The organism is Tersicoccus solisilvae (genome assembly GCF_014643255.1).
Taxonomy (GTDB): Bacteria; Actinomycetota; Actinomycetes; order Actinomycetales; family Micrococcaceae; genus Tersicoccus; species Tersicoccus solisilvae.
Genome location: NZ_BMJI01000006.1, coordinates 134942 through 150563 on the forward strand (window position 1 = coordinate 134942; position 15622 = coordinate 150563).

Here is a 15622-nt window from a genome sequence, read left to right on the forward strand (position 1 = left end):
CGCCACCGTTCCGGTGCCGTGGCGCTCGGGTGACCCGCCTCACCGGGCGGGCGCCGGGTGCCTAGGCGGTGGGATCCTGCCCGCGGGTCAGGCTGTCCCAGCTGTCGATGTCGTCCCCGTGGCCGCTCGCGGCGGTCCGCCGCGCCTCATCGGAGGTGTCGACGGGGGCGGCCGGCCCGTCGTCGGGGGCCGTCGCCGGTGTCTCGAACCGGCGGGCCGCATCCCATCGGGGACCGGCCATGAGAACGAGGATGCCGCAGGCCGCGAGCAGGACCGCGGCGACGACGGCGACGGTCACCCAGCCGGTCACGCTCGCGCTGATGGTCCCGCCGGTGACGCCCGACCGAGCGGCGATCTGCCCGTTCGCGGCGGCCCCCGGGTCGGCCAGCACGGCGACGGCGGCGAGGGCGCAGCCGATGCCGGCGAGGACGATGATGGCGGCGACGACGATGCGGGCGATGCGCCCGGCGATGCTGATCGCGAGCGCGCCGGCGAGGGCGACCAGGGCGAGCGCCGTCACCGAGCGCGCCGCGTCGGAGCCGTTGACCGCGGCCTCGATGCTGCGCACGGTGCCGGAGGTGAGGGTGGCGTGCACCCAGGTCTGCGTGGTGGTCACGAACACGACGGCCGCGGCGAGCACGGTGAGCAGCACCGTGCGGGCGCGCGTGATCCGGGGACGGCCCGCGCCGCGCGTCCCGGCGGGGCCGGCGGGGCCTCCGGCGGCCGTCATCGGCGCTCCCCCGGTCCCGTGCCGGCACGGTCGGCGCCGGCGTCGTCCTCGGAGCGCTCGAACCGGGCCGCCATCCGGTGGCCGGCGACGTGCCGGTCCGCCCGTTCCCGCGCGTCCAGCCAGGCGTGGTCGACCTCGCGCAGCCGGGAGGCGAGCAGCACGGCGCGCATCGGGGCGGCCGCCTTGTTGACGGACTCCTGGGCCTCCGTCGCCGGGTCGGAGTCCGCGACGATGCCGCCGCCGGCCTGCACCCAGGCCTTGCCGTCGCGCAGCAGGGCGGTGCGGATGGTGATGGCCATGTCCATGTCGCCGGCGAAGTCGAGGTAGCCGGCGACGCCGCCGTAGGCGCCGCGGCGGTGCGGCTCCAGCTCGTCGAGCAGCCGCATCGCCCGCGGCTTGGGGGCGCCGGAGAGGGTGCCCGCGGGGAAGGTCGCGGCGAGGACGTCGTACGCGGAGGCACCGGGCCGGAGCCGGCCCATCACGGTGGAGACGAGGTGCATGATGTGGCTGAACCGCTCGATCTGCATGAACTCGGTGACGTCGACCGTACCGGGCACGCAGACCTTCGAGATGTCGTTGCGGGAGAGGTCGACGAGCATCAGGTGTTCGGAGCGCTCCTTCTCGTCGGCCAGCAACTCCTCGGCGAGGGCGTGGTCCTCCTCGGCGGTGGCGCCGCGGGGCCGGGAGCCGGCGATCGGGTGGGTGATCACGGTGTCGCCCTCGACCTTGACCAGGGACTCCGGCGACGAACCGACGATCGCGTAGTCCCGCCCGTCCGCGTCCTGCAGCCGGAACAGGTACATGTAGGGGCTCGGGTTGGTGCGGCGCAGGACGCGGTAGACGTCCAGCGGGGACGCGGCGCAGTCCGCCTCGAACCGTCGGGAGATGACGACCTGGAACACCTCGCCGTCGACGATGGCACGCTTGCCGTGCTCGATCGCGGCCAGGTACCGCTCCTCCGGCCACGACTGGCGGACGTGCGCGGCGACGTCGACGTCGTCGGTCCCGTCCGGGCCGGGCTCCATGACGCGCACCGGGTCCACCGGGTGAGGTTCGGCGAGGGTCCGCAGCATGGCGTGGACACGGTCGACGGCGTCGTGCCACGCCTCGTCGACGCGGGCGTCGGTGCCGTCGAAGTTGATCGCGTTGGCGATCAGCCAGACGGTGCCCTCCTTGTTGTCGTGCACGGCGACGTCCGAAACCAGGCTCATCGCGAGCTCGGGCAGTTGCAGGTCGTCCTCGGGCGGACTGGTCAGCTTCTCCCAGTGCCGCACGGACTCCCAGCCGATGAAGCCGACCATGCCGCTGGTGAGCGGGGGAAGCCCGTCGAACCGGTCGGTGCGCAGGGCGTCCACGGTGTCGCGGAGGGCGACGACGGGGTCGCCGTCGGTCGGGACGCCGAGCGGTGGGGTGCCGAGCCAGTGCGCCCGGCCGTCCTTCGTCGTCAGGGTGGCGCGGGCGTTGACGCCGATGAAGGAGTAACGCGACCAGAGGCCGCCGACGGCGGCGGACTCCAGCAGGAAGGTGGCCGGCCGGTCCCCCGCGAGCCGCTGGTACAGGCTGACCGGGGTCACGCCGTCGGCGATGACGCGGACGCGGACGGGGATCACCCGCCGGTGGGCGGCGAGCTCGCGGAACTCCTCGAGGGTGGGGGTGACGACGCCGAACGCGGCCATGAGCGGACGGGCTCCTTCCTTCGGGCGGGTCTCTCGGTGGTGCCCGGGTCGGCGGGCGGTGGCTGGATGCCTCGTGTCAGGGGCCGGTGACGGCGGCGAGGTCGCGCCCGTCGAAGCACGTGTGCGTGCCGGTGTGACAGGCGGCGCCGACCTGGTCGACGCTCACGAGCAGGGCATCGCCGTCGCAGTCCAGCGCCACGGACTTGACCCACTGGACGTGGCCGGACGTGTCGCCCTTGCGCCAGTACTCCTGCCGCGAGCGGGACCAGTAGGTGACCCGGCCGGTCGTGAGGGTGCGGCGCAGTGCCTCGTCATCCATCCAGCCCACCATCAGCACCTCGCGGGTGTCGTGCTGCTGGACCACCGCGGCGACCAGGCCGGCGGCGTCGCGCTTGAGGCGCTCGGCGACCGCGGGATCGAGCACGGTGTCGAGCACGGCGTCGAGCGTGCGGGAGGGATCAGCGGTGGTGGAGTCCATGGCCGTCCCAGTCTACGGCGGCGCGGGCAACGGTACCGCGCGCCACCGAGATGGCCGCCCGCCAGACTGCTGACGACCGCGTGTTACGTTACGTCCGTCACATTGTCGCGCGGCCCGGTGCCCGCCCGGAGGACGCGCCTTTCCCCCGAGAGGACGGCGGACTGCCGCTTCGTTCGGAAGCAGGTTCACGTGCTCCTCTCCATCCCCTCGCCGACGACGCCCCGGCCCCGGCGCCACCGGCTCGGCATCGCGGCCGCGGTGTGCGCCGTCACGCTCGGCGTCCTCGCTCCCACCACCGACGCCACGGCCGCCCCGCGTCCCCCGAGCCCGGTGTCCGTGGCCCCCGACCTCGGTGCCAACGTCGTCGTCTTCTCCCCCGACATGCCCCAGGCCGACATCCAGGCTCGCGCCGACGCGATCTACGCCCAGCAGGTCGACAACGAGATGGGCACGCAGCGCTACGCGCTGCTCTTCAAGCCCGGGACCTACGGCTCGGACGCGAACCCGCTGAACATCAAGGTGGGCTACTACACCGAGGTCGACGGCCTCGGCCAGGACCCGTCCGGCGTCACCATCAACGGCGGGGTCACCGCCGTCGGCCGCAACGGCAGCGGCTCCCTGAACACCTTCTGGCGGTCGGTGTCGAACCTGACCATCCACGTGGTGCCGACCGACGACGCCTGCCACACCGGCAACGAGATGTGGGCCGTCTCCCAGGCCGCCCCGATGCGCCGCGTCGACGTGAAGGAGTTCACCACCTTCATGCCGTACTGCGAGGACCCGAACTACGCCAGCGGCGGGTTCGTGGCCGACTCGCGGCTCCAGGGCGGCGCCCTGAACGGGTCGCAGCAGCAGTTCTTCGTGCGCAACAGCGACGTCGGCACGGGCTGGTCCAACGCCGTCTGGAACCAGGTGTTCTCCGGCGTCCTCAACGCCCCCGCCCAGTCCTTCCCGAACCCGCCCTACACCACGCTGACGGCGACACCCGCGTCCCGGGAGAAGCCGTACCTCTACGTGGACGAGGGCGGCGCCTGGCGGGTCTTCGTCCCGAGCGCACAGACGAACTCCCGCGGCACCACCTGGGCGAACGGGCACACGCCGGGTCGGTCGCTGCCGCTGAGCGACTTCCACATCGCGCGCCCCGGTGACTCGATCGCGACGATCAACTCCGCGCTGGCCCAGGGGAAGAACCTGCTCGTCACGCCCGGCGTGTACGACGTCGCGCAGAGCATCGCCATCAAGCGGGCCGACACGGTCGTCCTCGGCCTCGGCCTGGCCACCTTCACGGCGCAGAACGGCGCCGTGCCGATGACCGTGGGGGACGTCCAGGGCGTCGACATCGCGGGCCTGACCTTCGACGCCGGACCGGTGAACTCCCCGGCGCTGCTGCGCGTCGGGAGCGGACACGAGAAGGGCGGCAAACACCAGGGCACCGCCGCGAACCCGACCGCCCTGCAGGACGTCTTCTTCCGCGTCGGCGGGCCGCACGTCGGGAAGGCGACGACCAGCCTGGAGGTCAACAGCGACCACACGATCCTCGACGACGTCTGGGCGTGGCGTGCCGACCACGGCGTGCCCGGGTCGGTCGGGTGGACGGTCAACACCGCGGCCACCGGCGTCGTCGTCAACGGCGACGACGTGATCGCGACCGGCTTGTTCGTCGAGCACTACCAGAGGTACAACGTGATCTGGAACGGTGAGCGCGGCCGCACCGTGTTCTTCCAGAACGAGTTGCCCTACGACGCGCCGGACCAGGCGGCGTGGCGGCACGACGGTCTCGACGGCTGGGCGGCGTACAAGGTGGCGAACACCGTGAGGACCCACGAGGCGTGGGGGCTGGGCAGCTACGTCTACACCAACGTCAACCCGTCCCTGCACGCGACGCAGTCCTTCGAGGTGCCGGACACGCCCGGCGTGGTGATGCACAGCCTGACGACGGTCTCGCTGAACAAGGCGGGCACGATCGACCACGTCATCAACGGGCAGGGCACGGCCGCCATCGGCGGCGTCAACGACGGCCAGCCGCAGACCGTGACCACCTACACGAACGGCCGGGCACGCTAGCCCCACCGTCGAGAACGGTCACCTGTCGCAAACGGCGACGGAGCGGCGGATCCGGACGATCGTCCTGGTCCGCCGCTCCGCATCCAACCTCGGAGACTAGCGAAGGGTGATGTCCACGCGGGTGACGTAACCGACCCCGGTGACCTTCTTGCAGTAATAGAGGATCTTCACCTTGTTGCCCTGCGCCGCTTCATAGCCGAGCCCCGCCGCCGTCGCGCCCACGCACCGGGCGTGGGTGCTGCCGGCGTACGACTCGGGGATCGTCGCCGCCGAGGCCGGGGCCGCCGACACCACTGCTCCGGCCGACAGGGTGGCAGCCGCCATGACGGTCGCCATGGTCCTCCGCGCGGATCTCTTCATCGTTCGCTCTCCTTCGACTCGGTGGTTGCCGTGGGGGGAACACTACGTGGTGATACAGACGACCGCCACCGCCCGGGGGCGTCACGGCTTCTCCGTCCGTCGTGTCATCCGCGGGCACGACGGGTGAGAACCAGATGGACGACGCCCTGCGGCGACGGTGTCGCCTCCACGTCGAAGCGCTCCTCGAGCCCCTCCAACCCGTCCCACAGACGTTCGCCGCGGCCCAGCAGGATCGGCACGAGGACGACGTGGAGGTGGTCGATCAGATCGGCCTCGAGGAACTGCCGGACCGTGCTGACTCCTCCGCCGATGCGCACATCCATGCCGGGCGCCAGGGCACGAGCCCGCTCGAGCGCGGACACGGGGTCGGCATCGACGAAATGGAAGGTCGTCCCGCCCTCCATCTCGAGCACCGGCCGAGGATGGTGCGTCAGCACGACGACGGGCGTGTGGAAGACAGGGTCGTCGCCCCACCAGCCCTTCCACTCCTCGTCCTGCCACGGACCGCGCTGGGGACCGAACTTGTTGCGCCCCATGATCTCCACACCGATGCCGGGACCCCACTGGCCCGCGAACGCCTCGTCGACGCCGAAGGATCCCGGGGTTTGACCGTGCAGGCCCATGGCGCGGAACGTCCGGGTCTCGAAGGCCCATTCCATCAACCGTGAGCCGGCGTGACCGAACGGCGCATCGAGCTGCTGCCCCTCTCCGCTGCCGAAACCGTCCAGGGAGACCGAGAAGTTGTGCACGCGGACGAGAGACATGTCGGGTTCCTCCGGTGGTCGTCTCCCGGGGCATCGTTCTCCCGGGGCATCGTTCGGACTCACCCTGAGCGATCCGCGGTACCGGGTCAAGGCCGATGCCGGCGCGGGCGCTACTTCATCGTGCCGGGGCGGCCGCTCTTGGCTTCGCCCAGCGATCGTGCTCTGATGAGGAGTGCGGGCGGCACCGGCCCGGGACCGTGGTGCCCGAAGATTCCCGGCGGTTCAACCCGTGAGCTCCGGGAATCGCCTCCACGCCCGACCCCGCGGGCAGATCGACCCGCGCGAAGGAGCCGGATCGATCTCGGGCGGCGAGGTCAGGGAAGATCCCCGGTGTAGTTGACGTCCGCGGCGAGGTCCTTCAATTTCCGGTTCAGGTGCTGGCTGGCCGTACGCAGCATGCCGAAGGCGTCGTCCGCGTCGACACCGTGCTGGGCCATCAGGATGCCCACCGCGCTGCCGATCCGTCGGCTGCTGATCAGCGCCTCCTGATAGTGGCTGACGTCCTTCTCGTGCAGCCGTTGCTGCACCACGAGTGCGGCGAACGGGGCGAGGATCACCGCCTCGGCGACGTCCTGACCGGTGAAGACGTGCGTGCTCGGCGAGTAGAAGTTCAGCGCCGCCCGGTCCTGCTGCGACAGCGACAGTCGCACGCTGAGCATGCTGCGCACGCCGAACTGATCGACGCAGGCCGCGGCGAACGCAGGCCACCGGCGCTCGACCGCCAGGTCGTCGCTGATCACCGCCTCGTCGTCGAGACTGGCGTCCAGACACGGCCCCTCCCCCGTCCTGTACTGCAGGGCGTCCACGGCCCGGGGAATCTCTCCCGTCGAGGCGACGGTCACCGCGGGCCGATCGTTCCGGATCGACGTCACCCCGGCCTGGTCGGCGTGGGGCATCAGTCGCGCCGCGACCGCCACCAGACGGTCGGGATCCGCGTGACCCGACGCTCCGATCATTCGCGTCAGCGTCTGAAAGCTGACCCCTACGGCGTCCGTCTCCGAGCGCCGCGCATCCCTGTCCTCCACCCGAAGTCCCTTCGTCGGCCGACGCCGCTGCTTGACGTCAGTGCCAGTCCGGGTTGCCGAACCATGGGTCAATGATGCCGCAGCTCCGGTGACGTTCGAAACGCCTGTCGATCCCGGCCGCCCGTCCAGGGGGGCGGGCTCGCCGGCGTCGGCCACGCGTTCCGCATGGGTCCGGGCACGACGGCGTCGTCGTCCTACCGTGCCGGATCGACGATGGTGATGCCGGCCGCGGTGGCACGGTCCCAGCCGGGCAGGGCCGCGGCCGCCTCCCGGAGCCCGATCGTGCGCCCGACCAGCAGCTCGGGCCGAAGCCGGCCCTGCTCGATCAGCGCCATCATGGCCGGGTAGTCCGCGGCGGCCATGCCGTGGCTGCCCAGCACGTCGAGTTCCCAGGCGATCACCCGGTCCATCGGGACCCGCGGATGGCCGTCGATCGGGGGCAGCAGCCCGATCTGCACGTGCCGGCCCCGACGTCGCAGGCTGTGGATCGCATCGGCGCAGGTGCGCTCGCTGCCGACCGCGTCGACCGCCACGTGGCTGCCGCCACCGGTCAGCTCCGCGATCATCGCGGGCACCTCGCCGTCATCAGCGCGCAGGGTCTGCTCGGCACCCAGACGGGCGGCGAGGTCGAGCGCGTCGGCGTTCCGGTCGACCACGACCACGCGAGCGCCGAGCGCGCGGGCGATCATGACCGCGCTCAGACCGACGCCTCCCGCTCCCACGACGGTGACCCACTCCCCCGCGGCCAGACGCGCGCGACCGGCCAGGGCCCGGTAGGCCGTGGCGAAGCGGCAGCCGAGACTCGCCGCGGTGGTGACGTCGACGTCGTCGGGGACGGCGACGAGGTTGGTGTCGGCGGCGTACAGCGCGACGTACTCGGCGAACGAGCCGTCGTGGGTGAAACCGGGCTGCTGCTGGTCCGGGCAGACCTGGGCGTTCCCGCCGCGGCACCAGTCGCAGCGGCCGCAGCCGCACACGAACGGCACCGTGACCCGGTCCCCGACGACCCAGCGCGTCACCCCGGCGCCGACCTCGCTCACGATCCCGGCGAGCTCGTGCCCCGGCACGTGCGGGAAGGCGATGTCGTCGTGTCCGGCCCACGCGTGCCAGTCGCTGCGGCACAGCCCGGTGGCCAGCACCCGCACCACCACCCCGCCGCCGGGCGCCGATGGGCGCGGCACCTCCCGGACCTCGGGCCGGGCCCGGACCGCATCGACGACGACAGCACGCATCCGTGCACCGTATCGCGCCTTCGACCACGGCCCGGAGAAAACGGTCGTGCTCAATCCCGTGACTTCTGCACCGATCCGAGCAGCAGTGCACCGGCGGCCAGGAAGGCGACGAGCAGGGTCGCCACCGGAGGGACCGCGTCCCACGCGGACGAGCAGCTCGTCGTCCCCGGGATCGGGAACCGGCGGAGCCAGCTGAAGGGCCACCGGTCAGATGGCGTTCCAGCCACCATCGACCGGAAGGATTGCCCCGGAGACGTTGGACGCGTCGTCGCTCAGGAGCCAGGCGATCGCGGCGGCCTGCTCGTCGGCCCGGGCGATGGGAGGAACGGTGACCTGGAACAGCGGACCCATCCGCTCTTGAGCCCAGGTGGAACGGAACGGCGCCTCGATGTTGGTGGCGACGGGTCCCGGGGCGATGGCGTTGCACCGGATTCCCTGGGCGGTGTAGAAGAACGCCGTGCTTCGGGTGAGTCCGTTGAGCGCATGCTTGGAAGCGGTGTACGGCGTGCCGGCCGCGGAGGCCCGCAGACCGGCCTCCGAGCTGACATTCACGATGGCTCCTCCCCCGTGAGCGATCATGCCGGGCAGGACGGCCCGGGTCATCCGCATCACCGCGGTCAGGTTGACGGCCAGGACCCGGTCCCAGGTCTCGTCGGTGATCTCGGCGGTGGGCTCGAAGCCGTCCATGATCCCGGCGACGTTCGCCAGACCGTGGACCTGGCCGTCGGCCGCGTCCAGCGCTGCCCGGACCGTGGCGTCGTCGGCCAGGTCACCGACGACGCAGCGGATGCGCTCGCCGAGGACGTCGGCAAGCTGCTCGAGTCGGTGCTGGACGACGTCGACGGCGACGACGTGGGCGCCCTCGGCGTGGAGGCGCGTCGTGGTGGCGTGCCCGATGCCGGAGCCGGCGCCCGTGACGATGATGGTCTGGCCGGTGAACCGGGACGGGATCGTGTTCATGCTGGTGCCTTTCGTGCGGTGTCCGATGACGAGCTCTCCTGGGAGTCGACGGCCTCAGGGTGACTGACGGCGGCCGTCTGCGGGAGGGCCGGAAGTCCCGCACGTCGGGACACGGCCGTCGACGGACGGGCACGCAGGCGGCGGGACCATCGGCCCTGACCTTCGCTGCCACCACGGCGGACAGTCGGTCAGGTGCGACGCGGACGCGCCGCGCTCGTCTCGTCGTGAGGAAGCGTCATGAAAGCCGCCGTGGTCACCTCGTTCACCACCCCCGTGGAAATCCAGGACCGTGACATCCCGCGGCCCGGGGCCGGCGAGGTGCTCGTCCGGCTGGAGGCGTGCGGGCTCTGCCACACCGACATCCACGCGGCACACGGAGACTGGCCGATCAAACCGACGCTGCCGTTCGTGCCCGGCCACGAAGGTGTGGGCATCGTCGAGGAGGTCGGCGAGGGCGTCGGTCGTCCTGCCCTCGGGGACCGGGTGGCGATTCCCTGGCTGGGCTACGCCTGCGGCGAATGCCGCTTCTGCATCGACGGCCGGGAGACGCTGTGTGAGAGCCAGCGCAACAGCGGGTACTCCGTGGACGGAGGGTTCGCGGAGTACACCGTGGCCAGCGCCCGCTTCGTGGTATCGGTCCCCGACGGTGTGTCACCGTTCGATGCCGCCCCGCTGACGTGTGCGGGGGTCACGACCTACAAGGCGCTGAAGGTCGCGCACATCGTCCCCACCGAACGCGTCGCCGTGTTCGGCATCGGCGGGCTCGGTCACCTGGCCGTGCAGTACGCCCAGATCATGGGCGGCTCGGTCATCCCGGTCGACGTGGATCACGCCAAGCTCGAACTCGCCCGAGAGCTGGGGGCCACGGCTGCGGTCAACGCCGCGCAGACCGACCCGGTCGCCGCCGTCGGCGCTCTCGGCGGGGCCGACGTCGCCGTGGTCCTCGCGGCCTCGCCCCGGGTCTTCGAACAGGCGTTCGCCTCCCTGAACCGGGGAGGTCGCTTGATCTGCGTGGCGCTTCCGGCCGACGAACGGATGAGTGTGTCGATCTTCGACACGGTCCTGAAGGGCCTGTCCATCATCGGGTCGATCGTCGGCACCCGCGATGACCTGGCCGAGGTGTTCGCTCTCCACGCCGCCGGTCGGACGCAGGTCATCGCCGGGCGCCGCCGTCTGGCCGAGGTGAACGACGCCTTCGCGCAGGTCCTCTCCGGCAAAGCACTGGCGCGGCTCGTGTTCGAGTTCTGAAACCCGGATTCCTGCGGTCAGGTGTCTCCGTATTCGGAAGCAAGCCGACGGCCCCACTCGGTCGCGTCGTCCAGTTCGCCGGGCAGCAGCGGACCCTCGTATCCCTCGACGCGGAACCCGTGCGGCCGTGCGGTCGGAAAGCCACGTCGACGAGCTGCCCGAGCGGCGCTGGCGGCAGCCGTACCGAGGGTGAACCGCGTGGGGACACGCGTGTCGAACGCGGCGAAGGTGGCGTGACGATCACGGTCACGCTGGTCCGCGATCCAGTCCCTGATGCCCATCCGGGGATCGGCGTGAGGGGCGCCCCGCTGCTGCGCCACCTCACGGGTCGACCGTCGGGACATCGAGAACGCATGGGTCGGGCCACCGGCCACGACCAGGTCGATGTCGGCGGAGACGCGGCGAGGCGCGTTCTCCACGGAGGTGACGGTGACCTCTCCCTGTTCCCGCAGCCCCGCTGCGATCGCCTCCGCAATCCGGTGGGTGTTGCCGAAGGCACTCTCGTACACCACGAGTGCTCGCATGGTCGCGTTCCTTTCCGGTCGAGGAGCTCCGGTGAGTTCCTTCCACCCCACGATCTCGGACAGTGCGCTCGCTCAGTAGGGACGAAAGCCCCCGGGGTCCCGTCCTTGGGTGGACCACAGGCTCGCCGCGGTGTGGCCCGGTCGGGGTTCCTGCGTCCGGCTGAGCCCGTAGACGGCGGCCTGGGTGCGGCGCTCGATGCCCAGCTTGGCGAACAGGCCGGAGGCATAGTTCTTGACGGTCTTCTCCGCCAGGCCCAACCGGTCACCGATCTGCCGGTTCGTCAGGCCGTCGGCGATCAGGGTCAGCACCTGCCGCTCCCGCAGGGTCAGCTCCGGGGGGTCGCCGGTGGAGCGATCCGCGCGCTGCAGGGACGTCACCACCCGCTGGGTGGCCGTCGCGGACAGGAGGTTCTCCCCCGCGGCGACCCGTCGGATGGACCCGAGGATGTCCTGGGAGCGGACACTCTTGAGCAGGTAGCCGGACGCGCCGGCCAGCACCGCGTTCACGTAGGCCTCGTCGTCGTCGTGGGCGGTCAGGATCAGGCACCGGGTGCCGGGGAGGTCGGAGCGGATGGCTCGACACAACTCGACGCCGTTCCCGTCCGGCAGCCGAAGGTCGACGACGACGACGTCGGGGCGGGTGGCCCGGACCCGCGGCATCGTGCGGCCGACGGAATCGGACTCGCCGACGACCTCGAGGTCGTCCGCCCTGGCAATCAGATCGGCGATGCCGCGTCGGACGATCTCGTGGTCGTCGACGAGGAAGACGCGAGTCACGCTACCTCCCGGGGTCCGCCGTCAATGGGAACTTCCCAGGTGGCGCGCGTTCCCGCCGGCTCACCCCGCCCGAGCACGAAGGTACCCCCGTGCTGAAGCGCTCGCTGCTCGACGTGTCGGGTGCCGCTGGCGCGACGCGGTATCGGCGGCAGGCCCTGTCCGTCGTCCTCGACCGTCACCCGCAGGACGCCCTCGATCAGTTCGATTGCCACGGTCACGGTGCGGGCCGCGGCGTGCCGCACCACGTTCGCGAGCAGCTCCCGCACCACGGCTACCACGTCGTCGGCGAGCGTGCCCGTCACGACCAGGTCCAGGGGACCGTGGAAGCTGATGCGCGGTGCGGTCGGCAACGCAGACGCCGCGTCGTTGACGACGTCGAGCAATCGGTGCCGGATGCCGGTGCGGGAGAGGGCCGTCCTGTTGCTGAGCGTGAAGATCGCCGTCCGGATGTCCGCGATCGCCGCGTCGATCTGATCGATGTGCGCCTCGACCTCGTCACTGACCTCCGGATGAGCGGCGGAGAGGCCCTGCAGGGCCAGACCGGTGACGAACAGCCGCTGGATCACCAGGTCGTGCAGGTCCCGGGCGATACGCGAGCGCTCCTCCACCACCTCGAGTCGCTCCCGGTCGAGCCGGGCCCAGGCGAGGGCGACCGCGAGGGCGATCTGGCTCGCGAACTCCTCGACCAGGCTGATCTCTCCGGCGGTGAAAGGCGCGGCCGTGTCGCAGCGCCCCAGGCACAGGGCGCCGATCGCCTCACCGGAGACAATGAGTGGCACGGCCAGCCGCGGTCCGAGGTGGAGGGTGCCGTCCAGGTAGGTCCGTTCGTGACGGTCCTCGCTCGTGACCGTGCCCGCCGTGCCGATGGCGCGGCCGGCGAGGCTCTCGTCCGCCGGCAGGATCAGCCCGCGGACCAGCGCGGCGTCGTCGCCGTGGGCGGCATCGACGCGCACATCGCCCGAGTTGCGGACGGGAACGGCCACGGTGACCAGGTCGGCGGTCACCACCGAGGCGGCCTGCCGGACCACCACGTCGAGCACGTCGGTCACGTCGGGAGACAGCAGCGCGGTGGTGGTCTCCGACAGCGCGTGGCCGAGCACCTGGCGGCGCCGTGTCTGCTCGTAGAGATTCGCGTTCTGGATGGCGATGCCGGCGATCACCGCCAGAGAGGCGACGAGGTCCTCGTCGTCGTCGGTGAAGGCGCCGTCCTTGTTCGTCAGGTACAGGTTTCCCCAGATCCGCTCGCCGACGCGGATCGGCACGCCCAGGAATGCGGTCATGGGCGGATGGTGCTCCGGGAATCCCACGGAGCGGGAGTCCTGAGCGAGGTCGGCGAGACGGATGATGGACCCGCTGTCGATGACCGCACCCAACAGTCCACGCCCGTCCGGCAGCCGACCGATGGCGCTGACCTCGTCGGCGCTCATTCCGACGGGGATGAAGCGATCCAGCCGCCCGTCGGATCCGACGACCCCGAGCGCACCGTACCGAGCGTCGACGAGGGACACGGCCGCCTCGACGACGCGGGTGAGAACCTGATCGAGGTCGAGATCCTCAACCACGGTCAAGCTCGCTTCCAGCAGCCTCCGCAGGCGCCCCTGAGCACTCAGCACCCGCTTGGCCCGCTCCGCAAGATCCCCCATCAGCGCCTCGAGGTCGGACTGTTGCGGATCGGGAAGGGGCAGCCGTCGGTCTGCCATCTGTTCCCCTGCTTCTGTCTCGCGATTGAGCAGAAGACTACCGTCGGCCCGGTGCCGGCGGCAGGGGGGCAGTGCGAGCACCGGGACGGCGCCGCGGAGGTGGCGTCCACGCTCCACCGGCTCAGTCGCCCGCGTCGTCCTGGCGTCGGCGGTTGTGCATGATCAGCACGGGACAGTGGGCGTGCTCGGCGCACGCGCTGCTGACCGAGCCGAGCAGCATCCCGGCGAAGCCTCCGTGACCGCGACTGCCCAGCACCAGCATGCGCGCGCGCCTGCTCTCCTCGATCAGCACGCCGGCGGCGGGGCCGTGCAGCACCTGGGCCGTGAAGTCCCGGGGCACATCGACCCCGAAGGCCTGATCGATCGCGGTGGCCTGGATGTCCCGGGCGTCTCCCTCGGGGGACCACCCGGCAACCGGACGGTAGCTGACCAGCGGAGGATAGACCCAAGCGGTGATGGCCTCGACCGGGGCGTCGAACTTCCGGGCCAGTTCCACGGCCTGCCGCAGGGCATCGATCGAGGACGCGGACCCGTCGACGCCGACGAGAATGCGGTCGCGCACGTGATTGTCGTTCATGCCGTCACTCTTGTTCCCTGCGCCACCGGCCGGCAGGGACGTAGGTCCCGCGCGGGACCCCGGCCCGGGGGACCTACGTCCCTGTGCGGCACCACCGGCACGGCCGATGGTGGAGAGGTAGTCCTCCGGACGGATCAGAAGGGAGCCCCGCGATGACCGTCAAGACGGACAGCGACCTGGCGGTGCAGACCGCGGTGCAGGAAGAGTTCGAGTGGACGCCGGAGATCGCCGACGCGGCCAGTATCGGCGTCGCCGTGGAGGACGGCGCCGTGATGCTCTCCGGAGAGGTCCGAACCTTCGCCGAGTGGTCGGCGGTCAAGCGAGCGGCGCTGCGCGTGCGCGGTGTCGTGACGATCGTCGACGACATCACCATCCATCCGTCGGGTCCGTGGGCGGAGAGCGAGCCGGACATCGCCAAGCAGATCCGGCGGGCGCTTCGCGGCTCCGCCATGGTGCCCGAGACGGTGAAGGCCGAGATCCACGGCCACGACGTGGTCCTGCTCGGCGAGGTCGACTGGGACTACCAGCGGCAGGCGGCCAAGCGCGCGATCCGCGATCTGCGTGGGGTGAAGTCGGTCACCAGCATGATCACCCTGTCCGACCGCCCGTCGTCGGAGGACGCCGAAGAACGCATCCGCAACGCGATCACGCGCAATGCCCTGCTGGATGCCCACCACATCAACGTCGAGATGGACGGGACCAGGGCCGTCCTGCACGGAACCGTCAGATCCTGGGCGGAGAAGCGGCAGGCCGAGCAGGCCGCTTGGGCCTCCCCCCACGTCACCGAGGTCGACAACTGCATCATGGTCCACGCCTGGTGATCGGGAGGACGAGATCACGGCCACCACCCTGCAGCGACTCGACTTCTTCCGTCGCCATCACGGCGACCACCGACCCGACCTCGAGAAAGGCCACCGATGACCACGCTCATCGCCTACGCCAGCGCCAACGGCAGCACCGCCCAGATCGCCCGGCGCATCGCCACCGTCCTGGAAGGCGATGGTGTCCCGACGACCATCGGCCCCGTCGAGGAGGCGGGCTATCCACGCGAGTACGACGCCGTGGTGCTCGGCAGCGCCGTGCACCACCGGCTGTGGCTGCCCGCCGCCACCGCCTACGTGGCCCTGCACGCGGAAGAACTCGTCGACCGTCCGCTGTGGCTGTTCAGCGTCGGCATGATCGACGCGCTACCCCCCTGGGTGCGGGGGGCCGCCCTGGCCGGGGAGAGGCGCGTGCTCAACGCTGACCTCCGGCTCGGTGTGAGCCCCCGCGATCACCACGTGTTCTCCGGGATGTGCACGCCGAACCAGTGGGACACGTGGGGCCGCCTGTTGTTCCAGGCCGTCGGTGGCCACTTCGGCGACTACCGCAACTGGGCGGAGGTCGATGACTGGGCCCACAGCATCGGCAGGGCCCTGGCCACCAAGGGGATGTCCAGCACCGGGCTCTGACGGCCGCAGACCACGGCCCTGCCGCACCGCCCCCGGGTATCGACGACGACGCCCGG

Annotated in this window: 16 protein-coding genes; 4 read left to right on the forward strand and 12 right to left on the reverse strand. The window is 71.2% G+C overall.

All coding sequences use genetic code 11. The annotated features are described in order from the left end of the window. Nucleotides 1–61 precede the first annotated feature (61 nt). The 3 genes from IEX22_RS07460 to hisI all read right to left on the reverse strand — a co-directional run bounded on the left by IEX22_RS07460 (nt 62) and on the right by hisI (nt 2884). Nucleotides 62–730 (reverse strand): Trp biosynthesis-associated membrane protein, encoded by a 669-nt coding sequence (locus tag IEX22_RS07460; protein ID WP_188667701.1) that lies wholly within the window; start codon nt 728–730, stop codon nt 62–64. Then, the gene (locus IEX22_RS07465) at nt 727–2406 is read right to left on the reverse strand and encodes an anthranilate synthase component I (protein ID WP_188667702.1); all 1680 of its coding nucleotides are present in this window, start codon (nt 2404–2406) and stop codon (nt 727–729) included. Before IEX22_RS07465 ends, IEX22_RS07460 begins: the two co-directional genes overlap by 4 nt. A 76-nt stretch (nt 2407–2482) precedes the next feature. After that, the gene (gene hisI, locus IEX22_RS07470) at nt 2483–2884 is read right to left on the reverse strand and encodes a phosphoribosyl-AMP cyclohydrolase (RefSeq protein WP_188667703.1); all 402 of its coding nucleotides are present in this window, start codon (nt 2882–2884) and stop codon (nt 2483–2485) included. 189 nt (nt 2885–3073) lie between these two features. On the opposite strand from hisI, the gene IEX22_RS07475 reads away from it, so the two are divergent. Continuing rightward, entirely contained in the window at nt 3074–4948 is a 1875-nt protein-coding gene (locus IEX22_RS07475) for a pectate lyase-like domain-containing protein (protein ID WP_188667704.1), read from the forward strand. 96 nt (nt 4949–5044) lie between these two features. Here the strand turns inward: IEX22_RS07475 and IEX22_RS07480 are convergent, their stop codons facing one another. From IEX22_RS07480 to IEX22_RS07500, 5 genes are all read right to left on the reverse strand, one after another. Continuing rightward, nucleotides 5045–5308, reverse strand: coding sequence for a hypothetical protein (locus IEX22_RS07480; protein WP_188667705.1), 264 nt, complete (start codon nt 5306–5308; stop codon nt 5045–5047). 104 nt (nt 5309–5412) lie between these two features. Continuing rightward, on the reverse strand, nt 5413–6072 hold the full coding sequence (locus tag IEX22_RS07485; protein WP_188667706.1) for a dihydrofolate reductase family protein: 660 nt from the start codon (nt 6070–6072) through the stop codon (nt 5413–5415). 314 nt (nt 6073–6386) lie between these two features. Continuing rightward, nucleotides 6387–7253 (reverse strand): GAF and ANTAR domain-containing protein, encoded by an 867-nt coding sequence (locus IEX22_RS07490; protein ID WP_188667707.1) that lies wholly within the window; start codon nt 7251–7253, stop codon nt 6387–6389. A gap of 38 nt (nt 7254–7291) precedes the next feature. Next, nucleotides 7292–8329 carry a zinc-binding dehydrogenase gene (locus tag IEX22_RS07495; protein ID WP_188667708.1) on the reverse strand — a complete coding sequence of 346 codons (1038 nt, stop codon included), beginning with the start codon at nt 8327–8329 and terminating at the stop codon, nt 7292–7294. A gap of 207 nt (nt 8330–8536) precedes the next feature. Then, on the reverse strand, nt 8537–9289 hold the full coding sequence (locus tag IEX22_RS07500) for an SDR family NAD(P)-dependent oxidoreductase (protein ID WP_188667709.1): 753 nt from the start codon (nt 9287–9289) through the stop codon (nt 8537–8539). Between the two features lie 237 nt (nt 9290–9526). On the opposite strand from IEX22_RS07500, the gene IEX22_RS07505 reads away from it, so the two are divergent. Then, nucleotides 9527–10537: a zinc-dependent alcohol dehydrogenase gene (locus IEX22_RS07505; RefSeq protein WP_188667710.1), complete on the forward strand. Its 1011-nt coding sequence runs from the start codon at nt 9527–9529 to the stop codon at nt 10535–10537. Between the two features lie 17 nt (nt 10538–10554). Here the strand turns inward: IEX22_RS07505 and IEX22_RS07510 are convergent, their stop codons facing one another. From IEX22_RS07510 to IEX22_RS07525, 4 genes are all read right to left on the reverse strand, one after another. Beyond that, entirely contained in the window at nt 10555–11061 is a 507-nt protein-coding gene (locus IEX22_RS07510; protein WP_188667711.1) for a flavodoxin domain-containing protein, read from the reverse strand. A gap of 72 nt (nt 11062–11133) precedes the next feature. Continuing rightward, nucleotides 11134–11838 (reverse strand): response regulator, encoded by a 705-nt coding sequence (locus IEX22_RS07515; protein WP_188667712.1) that lies wholly within the window; start codon nt 11836–11838, stop codon nt 11134–11136. Beyond that, nucleotides 11835–13538: a GAF domain-containing sensor histidine kinase gene (locus IEX22_RS07520; protein ID WP_188667713.1), complete on the reverse strand. Its 1704-nt coding sequence runs from the start codon at nt 13536–13538 to the stop codon at nt 11835–11837. The genes IEX22_RS07515 and IEX22_RS07520 overlap by 4 nt, the downstream gene beginning before the upstream one ends. A 121-nt stretch (nt 13539–13659) precedes the next feature. After that, nucleotides 13660–14115: a universal stress protein gene (locus tag IEX22_RS07525; RefSeq protein WP_188667714.1), complete on the reverse strand. Its 456-nt coding sequence runs from the start codon at nt 14113–14115 to the stop codon at nt 13660–13662. A gap of 152 nt (nt 14116–14267) precedes the next feature. On the opposite strand from IEX22_RS07525, the gene IEX22_RS07530 reads away from it, so the two are divergent. Next, complete coding sequence (locus IEX22_RS07530) at nt 14268–14936, forward strand: BON domain-containing protein (RefSeq protein WP_188667715.1); 669 nt, start codon at nt 14268–14270, stop codon at nt 14934–14936. 96 nt (nt 14937–15032) lie between these two features. Next, entirely contained in the window at nt 15033–15566 is a 534-nt protein-coding gene (locus IEX22_RS07535) for a flavodoxin domain-containing protein (protein ID WP_188667716.1), read from the forward strand. Nucleotides 15567–15622: the final 56 nt, after the last annotated feature.